The sequence below is a fragment of the Ginsengibacter hankyongi genome (genome assembly GCF_008710285.1).
Classification (GTDB): Bacteria; Bacteroidota; Bacteroidia; order Chitinophagales; family Chitinophagaceae; genus Ginsengibacter; species Ginsengibacter hankyongi.
On the sequence record NZ_VYQF01000002.1, the window covers coordinates 135,045 to 155,436 of the forward strand.

A 20,392-nucleotide genomic window follows, 5' to 3' on the forward strand; every position below is an offset into this window, starting at 1 on the left:
AAGCAATCCTAAAACAATTAAGATGAGTTTGATTGAAAAAGATTTTGAATTTATATGGCATCCTTATACGCATCAAAAAAATCGTTCTCCTTCTATCCCAATAGTAAAAGGGGAAAAGACGATTTTATATGATGAAAACGGGAATCAATACATAGATGCAATAAGCAGTTGGTGGGTTACCATCCATGGACATGGCAACAAATACATTGCAAAAAAATTATACAAGCAGGCCAAGAAGCTGGAGCAGGTAATATTTGCAGGATTTACTCACGAACCCGCAGTTAAGCTTGCCGAAAAATTATTAAAAATTTTACCCGGCAATTTTTCAAAAATATTTTATAGCGATAATGGATCAACGGCGACTGAAGTAGCGATAAAAATGTCGCTTCAATATTGGATGAATAAAGGCGAAGGAAACAGGAATAAAATCCTTGCATTCAATCATTCATATCACGGCGACACATTTGGAGCTATGAGCGTTAGTGAAAGAGGCACTTTTACTTTGGCGTTCAGGGATAAATTGTTTGAAGTAATTTTTATTGAAACACCCGACGGCAAGAACATTCCGCAACTGCAGCAGCAAATTGAAAAATATAAAAATGAAATCGCTTGTTTTATTTATGAACCTTTATTGCAGGGCGCAGGTGGAATGAGAATGTATGATCCAAACAATCTGGATTCTCTTTTAACCATAATGAAAAAAGAAAACGTTATTTGTATTGCTGACGAAGTGCTTACGGGGTTTTACCGTACCGGAAGTTTTTTTGCAGGAGATTATCTAACACAAAAGGCAGATATCATTTGCCTCAGCAAAGCCCTCACCGGGGGAACAATGGCAATGGGGGTAACGGCCTGCACCCAAGATGTGTATGACGCTTTTGTGAGTGATGACAAAATGAAAACTTTTTTTCACGGGCATTCTTTTACCGCCAACCCATTAGCTTGTACGGCGGCCCTTGCCAGTCTTACTCTGCTTCAAAAGAAAAAATGCATAGAAAGAATTGAGGAAATTGTAATCCAACAAAAGAATTTTTTAAATACGATACAATTATTTAAAGAAAAAAATATCGTTAAAAATTTACGTCACGTGGGAACCATCTGCGCCTTCGAGGTTCAAACAAATGAAAATGATAACTACCTGCATAATATCGGCTCCTTCTTTACTGATTATTGTTTACAAAATGGCGTTTACCTGCGGGCGTTAGGAAATACAATTTATATAATGCCCCCCTATTGTATTACAAAAAAAGAATTAAAAAAAGTGCACAGCGTGATAACAGGTTTCCTGGAATCCATAATTAAAAAAGATTAAGGAACATTTTTCTCCGCGGCTATTTTTAAATTCTGCAAAGCTGCTTCATATTTCGGCCCGGTGACTTTATCAAGAAAAATGCCGGCAAATTTTCGCCACGGATACCAACCCAATTGCATATTTACATTCCAGGTAAGTTGCGTTTGCCCTGTGCCGTTAGGTAACAAAACAAATTGGTATGTTTTTGTATTCCCCTTTTCTTCAGCCACAAGAACAATAATATTTTCAGGCGAAGATTTCAATAAAGACAACGATATTTCTTTTTTATTTTCATTAGTAAGTATAGCGACAGGTTTATTATCCTGTTCCGATATATTTACTGTTATCTCTTTGTTTTGAAAAGCCGGATACCAGTTTTTCCAGTTATTAAAATCATTTATCTGTGTTGCTACTGCATTATCATTTGCGTTAATAGTAACCCATTTTGAAATGGTGATCTGAGAAGGAAGGAAAACTGTAATCAAACATAAAAACCCTATCAAAATTAAAACAGCAATAAAAAATAATTTAGCTCGGCGCATACTTGTACGATAATTTATTCCCATTTAAAAACCTTTACTGCTACTGCATATACAATAACCCCCCAAAGTAATAAAATGCCAATTTCTATTTTAACATCCCAAAGGCTTTTTCCTTCAAAGGCCACATCCCGAAGCGCTTCATTAAGATGAGTAAGCGGCATTATTTTAGCAATCCATTGCAGCCACACGGGGAAAACGCTCACTGAAAAAAACGTTCCGCCAATTAAAAATTGCGGAAGTGTTATAAGATTGGCAAACGGAGGAATTGTGTTATCGCTTGTTGCTAGTCCGCTTACTATAAAACCAAATCCCATAAATACAATCAGGCCAATAAAACTCAAAACAAGCATGTTAAAAAATGTATTAAACCCGTGTATTAAAGTAAAGCCAAAGAAAAAATGTCCCAACAGAATTATTACTATTGCGGTAAGTATTTGGAATAAGACACGGCTTAACATTTCGCCTAAAATAATATGCGTTCTGCTTATGGGTGTGGCAAAAAATCTCTTTAATACCAGGGTATTTCGAAGATTAAAAAACATAAACGCCACGCCAAATACGCCTGAGGCCAGCAAAGAAAATCCAAGCTGGCCGGGAAGAATAAAGTCAATGCTTTTGTATTGTCTTATTTCAAAAATATCTCTTTTAGGATCAAAATCGAAACTGGCATAAGCCGGGCGATCTCTATAAAATTGATTACTTAATTGATTAATTACACTTTCAACCAAAGTTTTAAATTGAGGCCATTTATCATTACTGGAATTGGTACTTTTTAATGTAAAATTATAGGGAGGATTCCCGGATACATTTTTTTGAATATTTATAATCCCAGCCAGTTTTCCTTTTTCCATATCATCCGTCAATGAATCCTTATCCTTATACCTTATTATAGAAACCCCCTGCGTATTTACTAATGCTTTGTACAATGCATTAGCGGTGTCTGCATTTTCTTCAATGGCAACTTTATAAGTTTGTGTTCTGCCATTTCCGCCGATAAAACCAAATACAAGAATAAAAATTAGTGGAAAAGCAAATCCAAAGATTACCGCAGACGGGCTCCTGAAAATTGCACGGAAACTGGCCTTTGTTATTGCTAACATTGCCCTTAGCTGGCTATATGGCTTCATGAGTAGGTTAATTGAAAAAAAGCAAATCTATTGGAGAAATAATAAAAGTAAAAAAATTGTTTATTGTGGAAGATTCCCCGGTATTAAAATTCGCCTTACAAGGTCACCAAATTTTGCAGCCAGTCGAAATTCATTTCGCATATTTAATTTTTCAGTTGTTATTTTTGATTTTTAAAATATTTTCAAATCATTTGTAAAAGGAGTCCATAAACATCTCTCATTTTTGCACCTGGTTAATCACCCATGAAATATAATTTCATTACCATTGAGGGAAACATTGGAGCTGGCAAAACAACGTTGGCACATTTGCTCAGCAAGCGCCTGAATGCGAGATTAATATTAGAAGAATTTGCAGACAATCCGTTTCTTCCAAAGTTTTATGAAAACCAGCAACAGTATGCCTTTCCGCTGGAACTTTTTTTTATGGCTGAAAGATATAAGCAGTTGAAAGATCTTTTGCAAACGAAGGATATGTTTCAGCATGTAACTATTTCAGATTATTTATTTACAAAATGTCTTTTGTTTGCCAAAGTAAATTTACCGGAAGAAGAATTTTTATTGTATCAGAAATTATTTGACATTATTAATCCGCAACTTGTTCAGCCTGACCTATTGATATATTTACATGCACCGGTAACCAAATTAAAAGAAAACATCAGGAAACGTAATCGTTTCTACGAACAAGGTATAGCCACAGAATATCTTTTTTCATTGCAGGAAACCTATACACAATATATAAAACAGCATAATATTAAAACTTTATTTATCGATGCATCAGAAGCAGATTTTTTAGGAAATGAAAAACATTTAAATACCGTATTAGAAGCGCTTAACAATGATTACGACCAGGGCCAGCATTACCTGCAACTCCCCTAAATGAAACTATGAATTCAGTCTTAAAAAATAGTCCTTTTGCGTCTGTAAAAATAACAGAGTTCCGTAACCTGTTGTTGGGAAGATTTGTTTTTATCATGGGGCTTAGGATGATGGCGACTCTTGTAGGATGGTGGATTTATCTTCTAACCAATGATCCTTTTGCAATTGGATTAATTGGCTTATCTGAAGTGGTTCCTGCTGTTTCATTAGCGCTATATGCCGGCCATGTTATTGATCAGAGTGAGAAGAAAAAATTGCTCCTTAGAGGTATTATTCTTTATATTATAGCGGCTATTATTTTAGTTTTTATATCGGGCAAATTCACTGCAAGCCACTTAAGCAATCACTGGATCGCTATTTGCATCTATACTGTAATATTTGGTACTGGAATTATACGAGCCTTTACAGGGCCCGTTTTCAGCGCAATGATCGCATATATGGTTCCCAGGGTTCATCTTCAAAATGCAACAACATGGAGCCAGGGAACGTGGCTTTCTGCTTCTGTAACAGGTCATGCTGTTGGTGGATTTTTAATAGCCGGTGCAGGAATTACCGGCACTTTAATCACCGTATGCTGCCTAATAACTACTGCATTTTTTTTCTTAATAAAAATTAAAAAGAAACCGGCTGGTAATATTAAAGGGGTTGTTCGTACATGGGAAAGTGTAAACGAAGGTTTACGATTTGTATTTAAAACAAAAGAGTTATTGGGCGCTATTTCTTTGGATCTTTTTGCTGTTTTATTTGGGGGTGCTGTTGCATTAATACCAATTTATGCCAGAGATATTTTAAAGGTTGGGCCGCAAGGTTTTGGATTTCTCAATGGTGCAGCAGACCTCGGTTCTATATTTATAGTTGTCATACTTACTTTGTTTCCTTTGCAGAAAAAACAGGGCAAAAAATTATTATTGGCGGTAGCAGGTTTCGGAATATGTATTATCATATTCGGCATTTCAAAAATTTTCGTCCTTTCATTTGTTGCATTACTTATTTCCGGAATGCTTGATGGAATAAGTGTCGTGATAAGAGGAACAATTACTCAATTAAAAACACCGGACAACATGCGTGGACGAGTAATGAGCGTAACATCTATGTTTGTAAACTCGAGTAATGAACTCGGGCAGTTTGAAAGCGGTGTAATGGCTAAACTAATGGGGACAGTTCCCTCTGTAATATTTGGCGGCTCTATGACCTTACTGGTAGTTATTGCTACATGGTTTAAAGCGCCCACCTTACGAAAAATGGAATATTAATTCCTTTTTCCGCTTAGTAAAACGTTTAGCCCCGCACGTTAGATTCACTTATTCAGAAATTTCTACCAGTTCAATATCAAAAACTAATTCCTTACCTGCAAGTTCATGGTTGGCATCAAGAATTACAACTTCATCTTTTACTTCAGTAACAATTACGGGTATCGGATGACCTGCTTCGTTACGCAATTGTAACTTCATGCCAGGCTCCAGTTTCATATCGGGCGGAATGCTTGATTTGGGAAACTCTATAATCGCTTCCTCATTTTTATTACCATATGCATTTTCAGGTGCTATAACGATTGTTTTCTTCTCACCAACAACCATTCCCGGAATGGCCGCATCAAAACCCGCTATCATTTGGCCTGCACCTACTGTAAACTCAAGCGGTTCACGTCCCTCACTAGAATCAAACTGCTCGCCTGAATTTAATTTTCCCTTGTAATGCACTTTTACAACATCACCTTTTTTCGCTTTACTCATATTGTTATGTTTGTAAATTTAAGATTGAAGTTTTTTTAGTTAAATTATTCTGCGATTTCAACAAAGAAACTAATAAATGTTTGTCTCGTCAAACCCAAGGACATTGTTATATGTAATTTATAAAAAAATTATAACCTATAAAGCGATTTTCATAATATATTTAAGCGGACCGTATAACCATTTTTTAATGAAATTTGGATAATGAAAAAGAAAATAATACTCACAACCTGTTTTTTTATTCTATTAAGTCAGGTATTTTCTCAAAAAAGAATTATTCCCGGCGCAGAAAGGATGAACGTATATCTGCCCTTTCTAAAGGGCAAATCTGTTGCTGTTTTTGCCAATCAAACATCATTAGTGCATCACACAAATCTTGTTGATACTTTATTAAAAAGAGGAATAAAAGTGATTAGGATTTTTAGCCCGGAACACGGCTTCCGAGGGGTTGCTGATGCCGGTGAAAAAGTTGACAATGACATAGATAAAAAAACGGGTGTAAAAATTATAAGCTTATTTGGCAAACATAATAAACCAACACCGGAAGATTTACAAGACGTAGATGTAATGATTTTCGACATACAGGATGTAGGTACCAGGTTTTATACTTTTATTTCTTCCATGCAATATTATATGGAAGCGGCATTGGAAAACTCAAAGCCGTTGTTGATACTTGACAGGCCTAATCCTAATGGTTTTTATGTAGACGGGCCAGTGCTCGATCCAAAATTTAAAAGCTTTGTAGGAATGAACCCAATCCCCATCGTGTATGGTATGACGATAGGTGAGTATGCTTTTATGGTCTCGGGTGAAAAATGGCTATCGGATGCTGCTAATAAGAAATATGAGTATTATTTACATGCAAAAAATTCTGCCGATACACCGTTTCATTTTTTAGTAATAAAATGTTTAAATTATGATCATAAAAGCAAATATATTTTACCGGTAAAACCATCACCCAATTTGCCTTCTATACAATCTGTTTACTGTTATCCCACTACATGTCTGTTTGAAGGAACTACATTAAGTGAAGGCCGGGGAACTTATAAACCATTTCAAATTTTTGGTGCGCCATCCTTACCAAAAAATCTTTATTCATTTACGCCACATCCCACAGAAGGCGCAAAAAGCAACAAGCATTATGGTGAAGTTTGTTATGGATGGAATCTTTCAGGAACTCCGCAAGAGATCCTAAAAAAGATAGATAATAAAATTCAGTTGAAATGGATTATACAGGCCTATAAATTATTTCCTGACAAAGAAAATTTCTTTTTACAAGGATTCAACCGGCTTGCAGGAAATGATGTGTTGATGCAACAAATTAAAGATGGTGTTTCAGAAAATGAGATAAGAAAAAGCTGGAAACCAGGTTTGGATAATTTTAAAAAAATAAGAAAGAAATACTTGTTGTACAAGGATTTTGAATGAAAAATTAAATGATTGGCTGAATAGATAAATCAATGAAAAAACTCCGCATTATTTTTATGGGGACCCCTGAATTTGCAGTTCCTTCCTTAGAAAGACTTGTTGACGCAGGTTATAACATCGTAGCAGTAGTTACTGCGCCTGATAAACCATCAGGACGGGGACTACAAATGAATGAAAGCGCTGTAAAAAAATATGCATTATCAAAAGGTTTAAAAATTCTTCAACCGGAAAAATTAAAGAACCCCGCTTTTATTAATGAATTAAAAGAACTGAACGCAGACTTGCATGTTGTTGTTGCGTTCCGCATGTTGCCCGAAGTAGTCTGGAACATGCCACCAATGGGCACTATAAATCTTCATGGCTCTCTGTTACCACAGTATCGGGGAGCTGCTCCAATTAATTGGGCAATTATTAACGGAGAGAAAGAAACTGGTGTAACTACATTTAAACTTCAACAGGAAATTGATACCGGTAATATTTTATTGCAACAAAAAATCACAATAGGGGATGAAGAAAATGCCGGTGAATTACATGACCGGATGAAGGAGATTGGGGCTGATTTGCTTTTACAAACTATAAATGAGTTGGTAAATAAAAATCTTAAAGAAACAGAGCAAACTCAAACATCATCCCTCAACAGTCATTCTTTGCGTCATGCTCCAAAAATATTTACAGAAACGTGTGAAATAAAATGGGAAAAAAGTGTTGATGAAGTTTATAATCTCATTCGTGGACTATCACCATATCCAACAGCCTTTACTTTTTTAAAAGGAAAAAAATTAAAAATATTTAATGTACAAAAAGAAATAACTAACATAAAAGAAAATCCGGGTGAACTAATTACGGATAGTAAAACCTATTTAAAATTTTCCTGTAATAATGGCTACATTTCCCTAAAAGAATTACAGTTGGAAGGAAAGAAAAAAATGTATGTTGAAGATTTTTTAAGAGGCTGGAGAATGTAAATGGCTAATTACTTCACATAGCTCAAAGCACAATCAAATTTATCTCCAGAACCTAATTCTTCTGCAGCAGCATTGCTGATAATAATTGTAAGCCCTGCATTTTGTTTTATATCAGGTATAGCATCTAACACTTTAGCATAAACGCTTTTATTGGTTGCATTATCGGTTACCTTAATAACTGAACCGGGAGGAGCATCATTACTAAAGCAATAATATTTTCCATCCTGCCAGCCACTGGTAGATTTAAAAGTACTCCCGGTGCCGTTGGCACTTACAGGAGATTTTTTTTCTGACTGGTCATCATACAATTTTTTAAAAAATCCTCCGGAAAAATTAATATTACTCTTCGTGTTTTCAATTGTTACCGTAACTTTAGGCTCGTCTGTTTCTGGAGTTGTAATATCCTTTTTTTCCTGTTTATCTGCATCGGGGACTTTTACAGGTGGGAGCCTTTCAGGATTTATAGCAGGCTTAATCGGCTCTGGTTTTGGTTCAGCATTTTCATTCATAACATCGCCATTGGGCTTTATTGCTTTACCTGCCAAAGCTGATTCATTTTTATTTACTTTAAGGTAACCGACAATCAAAGGTGTACCAGCACTTACAGCATCCGACTGCATATGATTCCATTTTTTTATAGTTGTAAGTGGAACTTTATTGTACTTAATACTAATTCTGTATAATCCTTCCTTTGGCTGAACTGGATGATAAACAGGTATGAGTGCTTCACCACTACCTGCGGAGCCTGATTGTAAAAAATTATTTTCAGTCAGCGGGATTTTAATAGACTCTCCCACGCTTAAACCATTTTCAAATTGCAGGTTATTATAAGAGGCTAAGCCCTTTGCAGTAACATTATATAATCTCCCGATACTATAAAAGTTTTCTTTAGGTACTACTTTGTGAATGAGATACAAATTAGGTGTAGTTCCTTCTATTATAAGGCCATTTTTTTGGGCAAAAGAAATATTGCTAACAAAAAAAAGGGCCATAAAAATACTTACCCATTTCACCATAACTAAAGGTTTTACTGATATTAGAAAACAAGTATTTGATATTTTATAATTTCTCATACCGTTGTTTACAAAGATGGGATAAAAAAATTTATAATAAAATCACCACTAGAACCTTTTCGTTAAAATTTTATAAACAATACTTAATTCAAATATACTTTCAGATGTTAAATTAAAAGTTAAAATAAATTTTATAATCGTTGTTGCCATCTAACGCTCATTTCATTTTTCCATTGTACAAAATCTCCATCACTTATATGTTTTCTTGCTTTTGTAACAATATCCAGATAAAATGCAAGATTATGAATACTTGCAATCTGCAATCCCAATATTTCTTTTGATTTAATTAAATGCCTCAAATAAGCTTTGCTATAGTAATTACTTATTTCACAAACAATTCCTTCATCAATGGCAGAGAAATCTTTTTCCCATTTTTTATTATCAATATTGATTACGCCATTGCTTGTAAAAAGCATAGCGTTTCTCCCATTTCGCGTGGGCATAACACAATCAAACATATCAACTCCTAAAGCTATACATTCCAGTATATTCCAGGGAGTGCCTACTCCCATTAAATAACGCGGCCTGTTAACAGGAAGATTATTGCAACAAAACTCACATATTTCGTACATTTTTTCAGTAGGTTCACCAACACTCAGTCCCCCAATGGCATTTCCTGTCGCTCCCATGGAGGAAACATATTCGCATGATATCTTTCGTAATTCATGATGTGTACCTCCCTGCACAATCGGGAACAAATTCTGCGTGTAACCGTATTTGTTATCCGTAGTATTAAACCGGTTAAAACACCTGTCAAGCCAGCGATGCGTTAATTCCATTGAAATTTTGGCATAATCATATTCACTTCCGCCTGGAGGGCATTCATCAAAAGCCATAATAATGTCACCGCCAATTATCCGTTGAATATCTATTACCTTTTCCGGAGAAAATAAATGTTTACTACCATCAATGTGGCTTTGAAATATCGCTCCTTCTTCAGTTAACTTACGGGTACCAGTAAGCGAAAATACCTGGTAACCGCCACTGTCGGTAAGGATTGGTTTCTGCCAATTCATGAATTTATGTAATCCACCAGCAGCCTCTAATACTTCCAGTCCCGGGCGCAAATACAAGTGATATGTATTTCCTAAAATAATTTGAGCTTTTACATCATCTGCCAATTGTTGCTGGGTTACAGCTTTCACACTTCCGACAGTACCAACAGGCATAAAAATGGGCGTACTAATTTCACCATGATCAGTAATAATTTTCCCGGCTCTTGCCTTCGATTGGCTATCATTATGTTGAAGCTGAAATTGTAATGCAGCCATAAACTTTATTTCTTTTAATACAAGAGAACGCAAATATAGTTTCGAAAAAATAAGTAACAGATTAAGCTCATTAAATGACGCCAGATATTTTGTGTATAGAAAGAAGTAGTTATGTTTGCATTCGATGAAACTGACTGAATATGTGCATCATTGGGAAAATATTCTTTTCCTGGTGTTTTGTTTAATTACGCTTATACAGGTATTTTATTACCTGTTTTTCTTTGCCCGGCTGGCTTTTTATAAATCAAAGTCAAAATTAATTTCACAAACGCATCCTGTTTCTGTTATAATTTGCTCACGCGACGAAGCGGGCAATCTCGTAAAAAATTTACCGGGTGTATTAATTCAACAATACCGGACTACCCACGAAGTTATTGTTGTTAATGATAACTCATTTGATGAAAGCAAATATATACTTGAAGAATACCAGCGAACATACAAACAATTACATCTAATTGAATTAACGCAGGAAGCAAGATTTATTCCCGGAAAAAAATTTCCTTTAAGCATAGGCATTAAAACTGCCAAACACGAAATTGTTTTGCTTACGGATGCAGATTGTGTTCCTGCAAGTGAGTTCTGGATTGAAAAAATGCAGGAAGGTTTTACTAATGGAACTGAAATTGTTTTAGGCTATGGCGCATTGCATAAAAAGAAAGGATTTTTTAATAAGCTGGTAAGATGGGAAACGTTGCATACAGCCTTGCAATATCTTTCGTATGCCAAAGCAGGCCTTACGTACATGGGCGTAGGAAGAAATCTTAGTTATAAAAAAAGTGTCTTTTTCAGGCATAAAGGCTTCTCATCTCATAACCATGTTCCGGGTGGCGATGACGACCTTTTTATTAATAAAGCTGCCACAAAAAAGAATACAGCCATTGTAATTGATAAAGATGCATTTACTCTATCTGAACCACCAAAAACATGGAAACAATGGATTCGACAAAAGAACAGGCATTATTCAACGAGCAAATATTATAAGGCAATTCATAAATTCTTATTGGGCTTATATGCTTTTTCTCATTTTCTTTTTTATCCATTATTTATTCTGTCAATATTATTTTATGATTGGGAACAGGCGCTGATTATTTTTGGAATTCGTTTTTTTATACAGGGAATTATTTTATTTAAAGTAACCAGAAAGCTGGATGAGAGAGATTTATTTCCCTGGTATTTACTCCTGGATATTTGGATGTTTTTTTATTACCTGTTATTTTCAACGGCTATTTTTAAAAAGCCTAAAGGCACGTGGAAATAGAGCTAGCCATTAATTAGTGAACTTCATGACAATGGAAATCCTAACAAAATATTTTACTGATTTTACAGAGAAGCAGATAAACCAATTTGCAGCACTAAAAGATTTATATGCTGAATGGAATCAAAAAATAAATGTTATTTCAAGAAAAGACCTTGATAATTTTTATGAGCACCATGTGTTACATTCATTAAGCATAGCAACTCAATTTAATTTTCCAGATAGTTATGATATTATGGATCTTGGCACCGGCGGCGGTTTTCCCGGGATTCCATTAGCTATATTTTTTCCTAAAGTACGTTTTCACTTAGCAGATAGCATTAATAAAAAATTAAAAGTTGTAGAAGCAGTTACTGCTGCAATAGATTTAAAGAATGTAACAGTGCAGCATACACGGGCTGAAGATATTCATAATAAAAAATTTGATGTGGTTGTATCAAGGGCTGTAGCGCCATTAAAAGATCTTTGGTACTGGAGTAAGCCATTATTAAAAAAGAAACCCGTTGATCAGCCTAAAAAAATAACCGGTCTTATTTGCTTAAAAGGTGGCGACCTGAATAATGAAATAGCTGAAAGTGGCTGCCGCCCCAGGATATGGGAGATAGAAAAAATATTTGAAGAAGAGTTTTTTAAAAAGAAATATATATTGCAGGTTAGTTCTCCTTAATAAACCGGTATAACCATACATCAGTCTGCGGTGTATTTCCTATCGGAAAAGGATGTGTAACTCCCGAATTTATAAACCCAAACTTATTGTAAAAAGACTTTGCTCTTTCATTGTGTTCCCAAACACCCAGCCAGATTAATTCATAATTTTTTTCAGCAGCAAAATCCAAAGCAAAGTTCATTAATGCAGCACCAATTTTTTTAGAATGGTATTCTTTTAAAACATAAATTCTTTTTAATTCAATTGCTTTATGCCGGTTAATAATTTTAACATCGCTTATTTCTTCTTTCATTCTTATATATCCTGCAATATTTCCATTTACAAATGCAATAAAGTAAAAGTCATCTGCATTACTTAATTCTTCAAAAACCTTTTTCTCATTAAAATACCCGGCAATAAACCCCTGCATATCCTCGTCAGTACAAGTTCCATTAAAAGTATCAAAAAATGTTACTGCGCTTAATTCAGCAATTAATTTAGCTTCATCTGCAACCGCTCTTCGAATATGCAAGGCTTCTTTTACCAATTCAGTTTAAGTGTATTATTTTTTTGGTCAACATCCGCCATTCTTTTTGTTGGGTCAATTTCAACAAGCACCAAATCAGTAAGCGGATGTTTAAATTCAACAACATAGGTCGGGTTAGTCCAGTTCCATTCGCTATGAGCAATAAATGGTCCTTTCCCTTCTGCGGGTTTATCTCCAAACATAAGGTCCAATGGAATATAATGGATTTCCCTACTACTATCTTTAAAAGTAAGCTGAAGATCAATAGGCATAGGCATTTGACCTATTCTTCTCAATCGTATTTTAGAAATTCCATTTTCGCCCCAAAGACTATCAATCGCATAATCAATGCTCTTGGTAGTGGAGATCCAATATTCTTTATAACAGTCAAGTTGTACTCCGCTCACATCCTGTGCTACTTTCATAAAATCGGATGCATTGGGATGCTTAAATCTCCATAGCTTATAATATTCCAATAAAATTTTATCTCTTACCGAATCACTAACGATATAGCCTAGCTGCTCCAGAAACATTTCTCCTTTTGAGTAGGCGTTTATTTCATAAGCTAAGTTGGTATTGTAATGATCCGAATGCGTCGTTAGGGGTTCTTCCAGCTTTTGTTTCATTAAAAAATAATAACCATTATAAGCACCCGCATGATTCAAAGGAAGAGCCTTTTGTCTTTCACTGGGTTCAATGTTCATTGCCTTATCATAATAAGCTGTTACCTCTGCTTCTGCATAACTCGTAAAGCCCTCATCCATCCAGGGATAGAGGCTTTCATTAGTGCCCAGCATCATCTGGTACCAGCTGTGCATCCATTCGTGAAAAACACCCCCCAGTCCGGGGCCCCTTAACAAGGTGGCCATCGGGTATTCCATGCCGCCATCACCACCTTGTATAAATGAATATTGCGGATAAGGGTATTTTCCAAAACGCTTTTCCATATAAGGCAAAACAGTAACCGCAGCATCAGCAACGGTTTGCCATTTCTTTTCAAGTGAGTCAACTTTTTTGTAAACAACGTTTAAAATAACTCCATCCTGTTTTCTTACAATATGTTCATAATTGGGGTCTGCAGCCCAAACAAAATCGTGTACATTATTGCCGATAAAATGCCATGTACGTTTTGCGGAAGAAATATCTTTTAAAGGAGTTCCCGGCTTATCATAACCCCAACCAATAGACGCAGCGTTTTGCAATATCCCTGTTCCGGCGAGCTTATACGCTTTATCAATTTTTATTGTAACATCATAATCTCCCCAAACACCGTAAAACTCCCGCGCTACATATGGTGTAGGATGCCATCCCTCATAATCATACTCACACATCTTGGGATACCATTGGCTTATACTATATCTTATACCTTCAGCATTATCGCGACCGCTTCTTCTTATCTGCAGCGGGACCCGCGCTTCAAAAACTAGTTGAAAGTTTACTTTTGTTTTTGGCAAAATTGGTTTAGTAAGATCAACTTCCAAAATGGTACCATGCACCTTCATGGGTTGCTCCACTCCATTTAGTGTTAAAGATTTTATCTTTTGATAACCTATTTCTTCGGGCGTCAGTTTTGAAATACGGTCTCTTACACGTGAGTCCCAGTCTGGTCTACCATTAATTAATATTTTACCCAACTCCCGACTTCTCACATCCATTTCACTCCCCGGCTGAAATGCGTTCCAGTATAAATGGAAAAAAACACGATTCAACTTATCGGGAGAATTGTTAGTGTATTCTAATTTTTGTACGCCAGTAAAACGATTGGTATTCACATCAACATCTACATTCATATTATATTTCACGTGTTGCTGCCAACGATTGGGTTGAGAGGAAACAAATACGACAAATGCCAAATTAAAAATAATAACCAGACTAATTCTTTTCATGCAATTAAAATATTAAAAATGCGAGGGCAAACTTCGTAAAATAGAAGTTATAAAAAAAACAAAACTCATGGAGAATTGAAGTTAAATTCTTTGAATGACTAAACTTAATTTTTCCCTTCCACCACAATCACAATCTCACCTTTTACATTTTTTTCATTAAAGTAACCATGTACTTCCCGCAATGTTCCCCTTTTATTTTCCTCAAAAACTTTTGTTAGTTCTCGGCTCACACAACATTGCCGTTCTTCGCCAAAATAATCTATAAAATCTTTTAAAGTTTTTACCAATCGCATCGGGCTCTCATAAAATATCATGGTTCGCTCTTCTTCAGCCATTTTTTTTAAAAAAGTTTGCCTTCCTTTTTTTAAAGGCAAAAAACCTTCAAAACAAAAGCTATTCATGGGTAACCCGCTATTTACCAATGCAGGTACAAAAGCAGTTGCGCCGGGAAGACACTCAACTTTAATATCATTTTTGATACACTCACGGACCAGTAAAAATGCGGGATCGCTTATTCCCGGCGTACCGGCATCTGTAATTAATGCCATCGTTTTGCCTGCACTTAACTGATCAATTAAATGATTATAAATTTTATGCTCGTTGTGCTGGTGATAAGGGGTTGTAGGTTTTTCAATATTATAATAACGTAGAAGCTTAGCCGAAGTTCTTGTATCTTCCGCCAGGATCAAATCAACTGCCTTTAGTATTTCAATTGCCCTGAATGTAATATCAGCAAGATTACCAATGGGCGATGGAACGATGTAGAGCATTAAGTAATGTACGATTTACGATGTATGATATATGATGCAAAAAACCATATCACGTAATTTGTATTGTATACTCTTCCATAACCTGGTTTGCCAGTAGTTTTTTCGAAGCCTCTTCTGCAATTTGTTTCGCTTCCACGGCATTATCAGCTTCTATACTTAACTGGATGTGTTTTCCAATTCTTACATCTTCAATGTTTTTTAAACCAAGATTAGAAAGCCCGCCCATAACGGCCTTGCCTTGCGGATCTAACAATTCTTTTAGCGGCATTATTTTTATTTCAGCAAGAAAATTCATTCGCTTTTCGTTTTAATTGTTGAAAGAGATAATATTATATAGAATATAAAAACAACCGGTACTGCAATCCATTGTAAAAAAATGGCAGTAATAATTGCAATAATTAATAATGTAATTTTTGGAAAATTATTTTTAAAAGTAAAATCAGAAAATTTTAAAGACATTATCCTCAAATTAGAAACCATAAGATAACTTAATACTAAAATCAACCCGTATAAAACCCATTTATTAATAAGCAGGTTATTAAAAGAAGTAATAGTATTAAAATGAAGAATAAGTGGAAAAGAGGCAACTAATAACCCTACCGCAGGTACAGGAACACCTTTGAAAATTATGCCTTGCGATTCGTCTAAGTTGAACTTAGCCAGTCTGTACGCGGCAGCACAACTTAATATGAATGCAGGTACCAGCCACGCTATTGAAACATTCAGGCCGTTTTCTTCTCTTGCAAAACTAAATCTCAGCAACTGGTAAATAATCACTGCCGGGGCAACACCAAAGCTAACAACATCACTTAACGAATCTAACTGTTTACCCATCGACGAAGTAGCTTTTAGCAGGCGTGCAACGAACCCATCTAAAAAATCTATAACTGCCGCAATGATAATGCAAATCGCTGCCCAGGTAAGTTTTTCAGGAATATTAAAACTGCTGTTAAATTCATCATTTAAATAAATTATTACAGAATCAGTTTGCAGCGCAAACACAATTGCCATGCAGCCGAAAAAGAGATTAAGCAGTGTAAAAATGTTTGGAATTTGTTTCATGAATTGGATTGTTTCATCAACGTTTCAATTTCTTCAACAGTAATCGGAATATTTTTCATCAGGTCTGTATTTCCATTTTTTGTTATCCAGAAATTATTTTCAATACGCACGCCCATCTTTTCTTCTTCAATATAAATCCCGGGTTCTATTGTAAAAACCATTCCCGGCTTAATAGGTTCATTCTTTGTTCCGAGATCATGAACATCGATTCCCAAATGATGAGAAATACCATGATACAAATACTTTCTGTAAGCCCTGTTTGCCGGATCTTCATTTTTAATATCCGATTTTTTCAACAGCCCTATTTTTTGGAAAATGACGGTAGCTTCATCTCCAATTTTCTCAGTATAATCATTAATGCTGATGCCCGGTTTTAAAATAGATGCAGCATAGTGATGCAAGTGAAGACATGCATTATAAACTGTTTTTTGCCTTCTTCCAAACCTACCATTTACAGGTATTGTTCGCGTGAGATCGGCATTATAATTACCATAGCTTGCGCCAAAATCCATCAAGATTAGATCCCCGTCTTTGCATTGCTGGTTGTTATCAACATAATGCAATATCCTCGCATTGTCCCCGCTGGCAAGGATACTTCCGTAAGCCGGTCCTGTAGCCCTTTGTGATAAAAATGAATGCCATATTTCAGCATCTATTTCATATTCCATTACGCCGGGTTTTATAAACTTCAGCAGCCGCCTGAAAGTGCTATCAGTAATGTCAATTGCTTTTTGAATCACTTCTACTTCCAATGAAGTTTTAATTGCCCTTAATTGTTTTAAAATTTTTGCACTACGCTTATAATTATGTAACGGGTAACGGCTACGCATATCCGTTGCAAAGCGATAATCTCTTACCTGAACCAAATTTGCTTTCCGGTCGTTTTCGTTTGTATTTAAATAAATAGTATCAGCGAGGTGAATCCATGGCTGAAGCATTCCGTCTAATGCATCAAGCCAAATAATGGTTTGCACCCCTGAAATACGCTGGCCTTCGTTTATACGTAACTGGTGGCCATTCCATTTTTCCTTTAATTCATCAGGCCTTACTAATACTAATACTTCACGATATTTCGGATCAGGATTATCGGGAAATAAAATTACCATTGAATTTTCCTGTGTAATACCCGAAAGCCAAAACAGATCGGCATTTTGAACAAACGGATATAAAGCATCGCCATTAGTTGGCAACTCATCGTTACTATTAAAAATGGCGATAGAATTTTTCTCCATTTTAGCGGTAAATCTTTTCCTGTTCTGGATAAATATCTCAGGATTAAGAGGAAGATATTTCATGAAATGAAAATTTATGGATTGCAATATACATGATAAAAAGATTTTCGTTTCAAACCATACATTGCATGTATGGTTTACACATTAAAAAAATAATATTTTTATTCTTTTTAAGAATTTTTATTTCTTCCCTGATTTTATTTAATGGTTTTGAAAGGTCCTTGGAGATAAATAAACATTTCATCGAATTAGTAAAATTAAACCACTTTAAAAGGCTCTGTTTTAAAGTAGCTGGAAAAACTGAATAGTTATTTTTGCCCCTAATCAAACAGTAAAGTGTTCATGTCTGTTCCAACGAGGCTTGCTATTCCAAAAAAATTGCTATTTAACCTGGGATTAAAATCTGCTGAAAATATATTTTACCAATTACCGCCCGAAGAACTCATTGGCCAGGCTGTTGCAAAAGGTGAAGGTATGCTAAGTGATACCGGTGCATTGGTTATTGATACCGGAGAATTCACCGGCAGAAGCCCTAAAGACAGGTTTATTGTAAGAGACGCATTAACTGCCGGTTCAATTAATTGGAATGAATTCAATATTCCTATTGATGAAACATATTTTGAATTATTGTATCGAAAAATAATGGATTTTTTAAGTGATAAAAAGTTGTGGATTAGAGATTGTTATGCATGCGCTGACCAGGATTACCGGTTAAATATCAGGGTAATTAATACCAACCCGTGTTGTAATCTTTTTGTGTACAACATGTTTTTACGCGTTGAAGAAAAAGAACTGGAAGAAATTGAAATTGACTGGCATTTAATTCAGGTTCCTCATTTTTATGCGGATCCAAAAACGGATGGAGTACCCCATAAAAATTTTGTAATTGTAAATTTTACGAAAAAAATAATTCTAATCGGCGGCACACAATATACCGGCGAAATGAAGAAGGCAATATTTAGTATTCTAAATTATATTTTGCCCCACGATAAAAATGTTTTGAGCATGCATTGCTCAGCTAATGTTGGAGAAAAAGGAGATACTGCAATATTTTTTGGATTGAGCGGAACGGGTAAAACCACATTAAGCGCCGACCCCAAACGAATGTTGATAGGAGATGATGAACATGGATGGAACAATGGTTCTGTATTCAATTTTGAGGGCGGATGCTATGCAAAAACAATTGACCTTAGTAAAGAAAGAGAACCCGATATTTATAATGCTATCAAGTACGGAGCAGTAGTTGAAAATGTAACCTTTATTGAAGGTACCAACACAATTGATTACTCCAGTAAGAAAATTACAGAGAACACCAGGGTGAGTTATCCGTTATATTTTATCAATAATGTGTTGGAAACATCTATTGGTAAAACGCCCAAAAATATTTTCTTTCTTACCGCCGATGCTTATGGTATTTTACCGCCGATAAGTAAGCTAACCCCGGGCCAGGCCATGTACCAGTTTATAAGTGGCTACACAGCAAAGGTTGCAGGCACTGAGGCAGGAGTTATTGAACCTAAACCAACATTCAGCGCATGTTTTGGCGCTCCATTTTTGCCACTGCATCCCGGCGTGTATGCGGCAATGTTAGGTAAAAAAATAAAAGATAATAACGTCAGCGTGTGGATGATAAATACCGGTTGGACAGGCGGTGGCTATGGTGTGGGCAGCAGAATGAAACTTGAATATACAAGAGCCATGATTACTGCAGCGTTGGAAGGAAAGCTTGATAATGTAAAATATACTCCGCACTCAATTTTTGGAATGATGATACCGGAAGAATGTCCCGGTGTTTCGTCAGAAATATTAAACACAGAATCTACCTGGAAAGATAAAGACGCATATACTAAAACTGCAAACAGGCTTGCCCGTTATTTCATTCAGAATTTTGAGAAATATAAAGACAGCGTTAGTGACGAAATACTGGCTGCAGTGCCTAAAATTTAGATGTGTTTTTAAAAGGCATGTACAGTAAGAAATTAAAACTGTGCATGCTTTAATTATTGTTATAACTCATAAGACGCTCAAACTTTTGGAAAGTTTTTTGGAGGCTATAATTTTTATAAAGCATCTACTTAACTTTCCAAAAGTTATATAATATAAAGACAGCGTTAGTGACGAAATACTGGCTGCAACGCCTAAAATTTAGATGTGTTTTTAAAAGGCATAGCAGCGAATGCCATAAAATTTTTGTCTTAGTATTACCAATTGCAAATTAACCTCTAAATTATTAAGACCACTACTACCATGAAAAACAGATTCCTTAATTTGTTTATTTTAATTTTAGTTGTCTTTTATTCTACTTTTTCATCCTGCAACACTAAACAACCGTTTAAGCCCGATTACTCCAATATAGCCGGTTACGTAATTGGGAAAGAAACCTGCGATACAAATGAGACCAATGATTATTGGTTGTTGGATTTCAATGTTTATCCAAATACTCCTCATGTAGGAGATACGCTTGTATTAAATGGAATTAGCTATACCAATGTTTTAAAAGTAAAAGGGCTTGACCCTCGTTTAAAGCAAGTAGGAATGAGAGTATCCATTGATTATAAAAAAATAAGTAGCGGAGAATTAACCACAGGATGTACTGTAGCATCACCTGTAGTGTATTTTTTAAAAGAAATTTTTATAATTAATCAAGGTGAGATTCGCTAAGCTTCTAAAATAACTAAACCTCTAAACCAAATCACTAAACTTCCAAAAGTT

20 protein-coding genes are annotated in these 20,392 nt (G+C 35.4%); 9 read left to right on the top strand and 11 right to left on the bottom strand.

Annotated features, from left to right (window positions below):
• The first annotated feature begins 22 nt into the window (after positions 1–22).
• Positions 23–1,312, top strand: a complete 1,290-nt coding sequence (gene bioA, locus FW778_RS10095) for an adenosylmethionine--8-amino-7-oxononanoate transaminase (RefSeq protein WP_202552174.1) — start codon at positions 23–25, stop codon at positions 1,310–1,312.
• On the opposite strand, the gene FW778_RS10100 is transcribed toward bioA, so the two are convergent.
• On the bottom strand, positions 1,309–1,833 hold the full coding sequence (locus tag FW778_RS10100) for an SRPBCC family protein (protein ID WP_202552176.1): 525 nt from the start codon (positions 1,831–1,833) through the stop codon (positions 1,309–1,311). The genes bioA and FW778_RS10100 overlap by 4 nt on opposite strands.
• Before the next feature lie 14 nt (positions 1,834–1,847).
• A complete protein-coding gene (locus FW778_RS10105; protein ID WP_150414586.1) occupies positions 1,848–2,960 on the bottom strand; it encodes an ABC transporter permease in 1,113 nt (370 codons plus the stop codon).
• Positions 2,961–3,203: 243 nt separating this feature from the next.
• Between FW778_RS10105 and FW778_RS10110 the strand changes: the two genes are divergently transcribed.
• Positions 3,204–3,836, top strand: coding sequence for a deoxynucleoside kinase (locus FW778_RS10110; protein ID WP_150414587.1), 633 nt, complete (start codon positions 3,204–3,206; stop codon positions 3,834–3,836).
• Between the two features lie 8 nt (positions 3,837–3,844).
• A complete protein-coding gene (locus FW778_RS10115; protein WP_150414588.1) occupies positions 3,845–5,089 on the top strand; it encodes an MFS transporter in 1,245 nt (414 codons plus the stop codon).
• Positions 5,090–5,137: 48 nt separating this feature from the next.
• On the opposite strand, the gene FW778_RS10120 is transcribed toward FW778_RS10115, so the two are convergent.
• Complete coding sequence (locus tag FW778_RS10120) at positions 5,138–5,569, bottom strand: FKBP-type peptidyl-prolyl cis-trans isomerase (RefSeq protein WP_150414589.1); 432 nt, start codon at positions 5,567–5,569, stop codon at positions 5,138–5,140.
• Between the two features lie 201 nt (positions 5,570–5,770).
• On the opposite strand from FW778_RS10120, the gene FW778_RS10125 reads away from it, so the two are divergent.
• Positions 5,771–6,994: an exo-beta-N-acetylmuramidase NamZ family protein gene (locus FW778_RS10125; protein WP_150414590.1), complete on the top strand. Its 1,224-nt coding sequence runs from the start codon at positions 5,771–5,773 to the stop codon at positions 6,992–6,994.
• Positions 6,995–7,026: 32 nt separating this feature from the next.
• Positions 7,027–7,959 carry a methionyl-tRNA formyltransferase gene (fmt, locus tag FW778_RS10130; RefSeq protein ID WP_235906191.1) on the top strand — a complete coding sequence of 311 codons (933 nt, stop codon included), beginning with the start codon at positions 7,027–7,029 and terminating at the stop codon, positions 7,957–7,959.
• An 8-nt stretch (positions 7,960–7,967) separates the two neighbouring features.
• On the opposite strand, the gene FW778_RS10135 is transcribed toward fmt, so the two are convergent.
• Positions 7,968–8,975, bottom strand: coding sequence for a LysM peptidoglycan-binding domain-containing protein (locus tag FW778_RS10135; RefSeq protein WP_202552177.1), 1,008 nt, complete (start codon positions 8,973–8,975; stop codon positions 7,968–7,970).
• 188 nt (positions 8,976–9,163) lie between these two features.
• A complete protein-coding gene (gene tgt / locus FW778_RS10140; RefSeq protein ID WP_150414592.1) occupies positions 9,164–10,303 on the bottom strand; it encodes a tRNA guanosine(34) transglycosylase Tgt in 1,140 nt (379 codons plus the stop codon).
• Between the two features lie 124 nt (positions 10,304–10,427).
• On the opposite strand from tgt, the gene FW778_RS10145 reads away from it, so the two are divergent.
• Both FW778_RS10145 and rsmG read left to right on the top strand, forming a co-directional pair.
• Entirely contained in the window at positions 10,428–11,561 is a 1,134-nt protein-coding gene (locus tag FW778_RS10145) for a glycosyltransferase (RefSeq protein ID WP_150414593.1), read from the top strand.
• A gap of 31 nt (positions 11,562–11,592) precedes the next feature.
• The gene (gene rsmG / locus FW778_RS10150; RefSeq protein ID WP_150414594.1) at positions 11,593–12,225 is read left to right on the top strand and encodes a 16S rRNA (guanine(527)-N(7))-methyltransferase RsmG; all 633 of its coding nucleotides are present in this window, start codon (positions 11,593–11,595) and stop codon (positions 12,223–12,225) included.
• Here rsmG and FW778_RS10155 read toward each other — a convergent pair.
• The 6 genes from FW778_RS10155 to FW778_RS10180 form a co-directional block, all read right to left on the bottom strand.
• Positions 12,212–12,751, bottom strand: coding sequence for a GNAT family N-acetyltransferase (locus tag FW778_RS10155; RefSeq protein ID WP_150414595.1), 540 nt, complete (start codon positions 12,749–12,751; stop codon positions 12,212–12,214). The two genes, rsmG and FW778_RS10155, sit on opposite strands and share 14 nt — an antisense overlap.
• Positions 12,745–14,616 carry a M1 family metallopeptidase gene (locus tag FW778_RS10160; RefSeq protein ID WP_150414596.1) on the bottom strand — a complete coding sequence of 624 codons (1,872 nt, stop codon included), beginning with the start codon at positions 14,614–14,616 and terminating at the stop codon, positions 12,745–12,747. Before FW778_RS10160 ends, FW778_RS10155 begins: the two co-directional genes overlap by 7 nt.
• A gap of 104 nt (positions 14,617–14,720) precedes the next feature.
• Positions 14,721–15,386, bottom strand: a complete 666-nt coding sequence (rsmI, locus tag FW778_RS10165) for a 16S rRNA (cytidine(1402)-2'-O)-methyltransferase (RefSeq protein ID WP_150414597.1) — start codon at positions 15,384–15,386, stop codon at positions 14,721–14,723.
• A gap of 49 nt (positions 15,387–15,435) precedes the next feature.
• Positions 15,436–15,681, bottom strand: a complete 246-nt coding sequence (purS, locus tag FW778_RS10170; RefSeq protein ID WP_150414598.1) for a phosphoribosylformylglycinamidine synthase subunit PurS — start codon at positions 15,679–15,681, stop codon at positions 15,436–15,438.
• Complete coding sequence (locus FW778_RS10175) at positions 15,678–16,448, bottom strand: CDP-alcohol phosphatidyltransferase family protein (protein ID WP_150414599.1); 771 nt, start codon at positions 16,446–16,448, stop codon at positions 15,678–15,680. The genes purS and FW778_RS10175 overlap by 4 nt, the downstream gene beginning before the upstream one ends.
• On the bottom strand, positions 16,445–17,743 hold the full coding sequence (locus FW778_RS10180) for an aminopeptidase P family protein (protein WP_150414600.1): 1,299 nt from the start codon (positions 17,741–17,743) through the stop codon (positions 16,445–16,447). Before FW778_RS10180 ends, FW778_RS10175 begins: the two co-directional genes overlap by 4 nt.
• Before the next feature lie 279 nt (positions 17,744–18,022).
• Between FW778_RS10180 and pckA the strand changes: the two genes are divergently transcribed.
• Entirely contained in the window at positions 18,023–19,627 is a 1,605-nt protein-coding gene (gene pckA / locus FW778_RS10185; RefSeq protein ID WP_150414601.1) for a phosphoenolpyruvate carboxykinase (ATP), read from the top strand.
• 300 nt (positions 19,628–19,927) lie between these two features.
• The gene (locus tag FW778_RS10190; RefSeq protein ID WP_150414602.1) at positions 19,928–20,341 is read left to right on the top strand and encodes a hypothetical protein; all 414 of its coding nucleotides are present in this window, start codon (positions 19,928–19,930) and stop codon (positions 20,339–20,341) included.
• Positions 20,342–20,392: the final 51 nt, after the last annotated feature.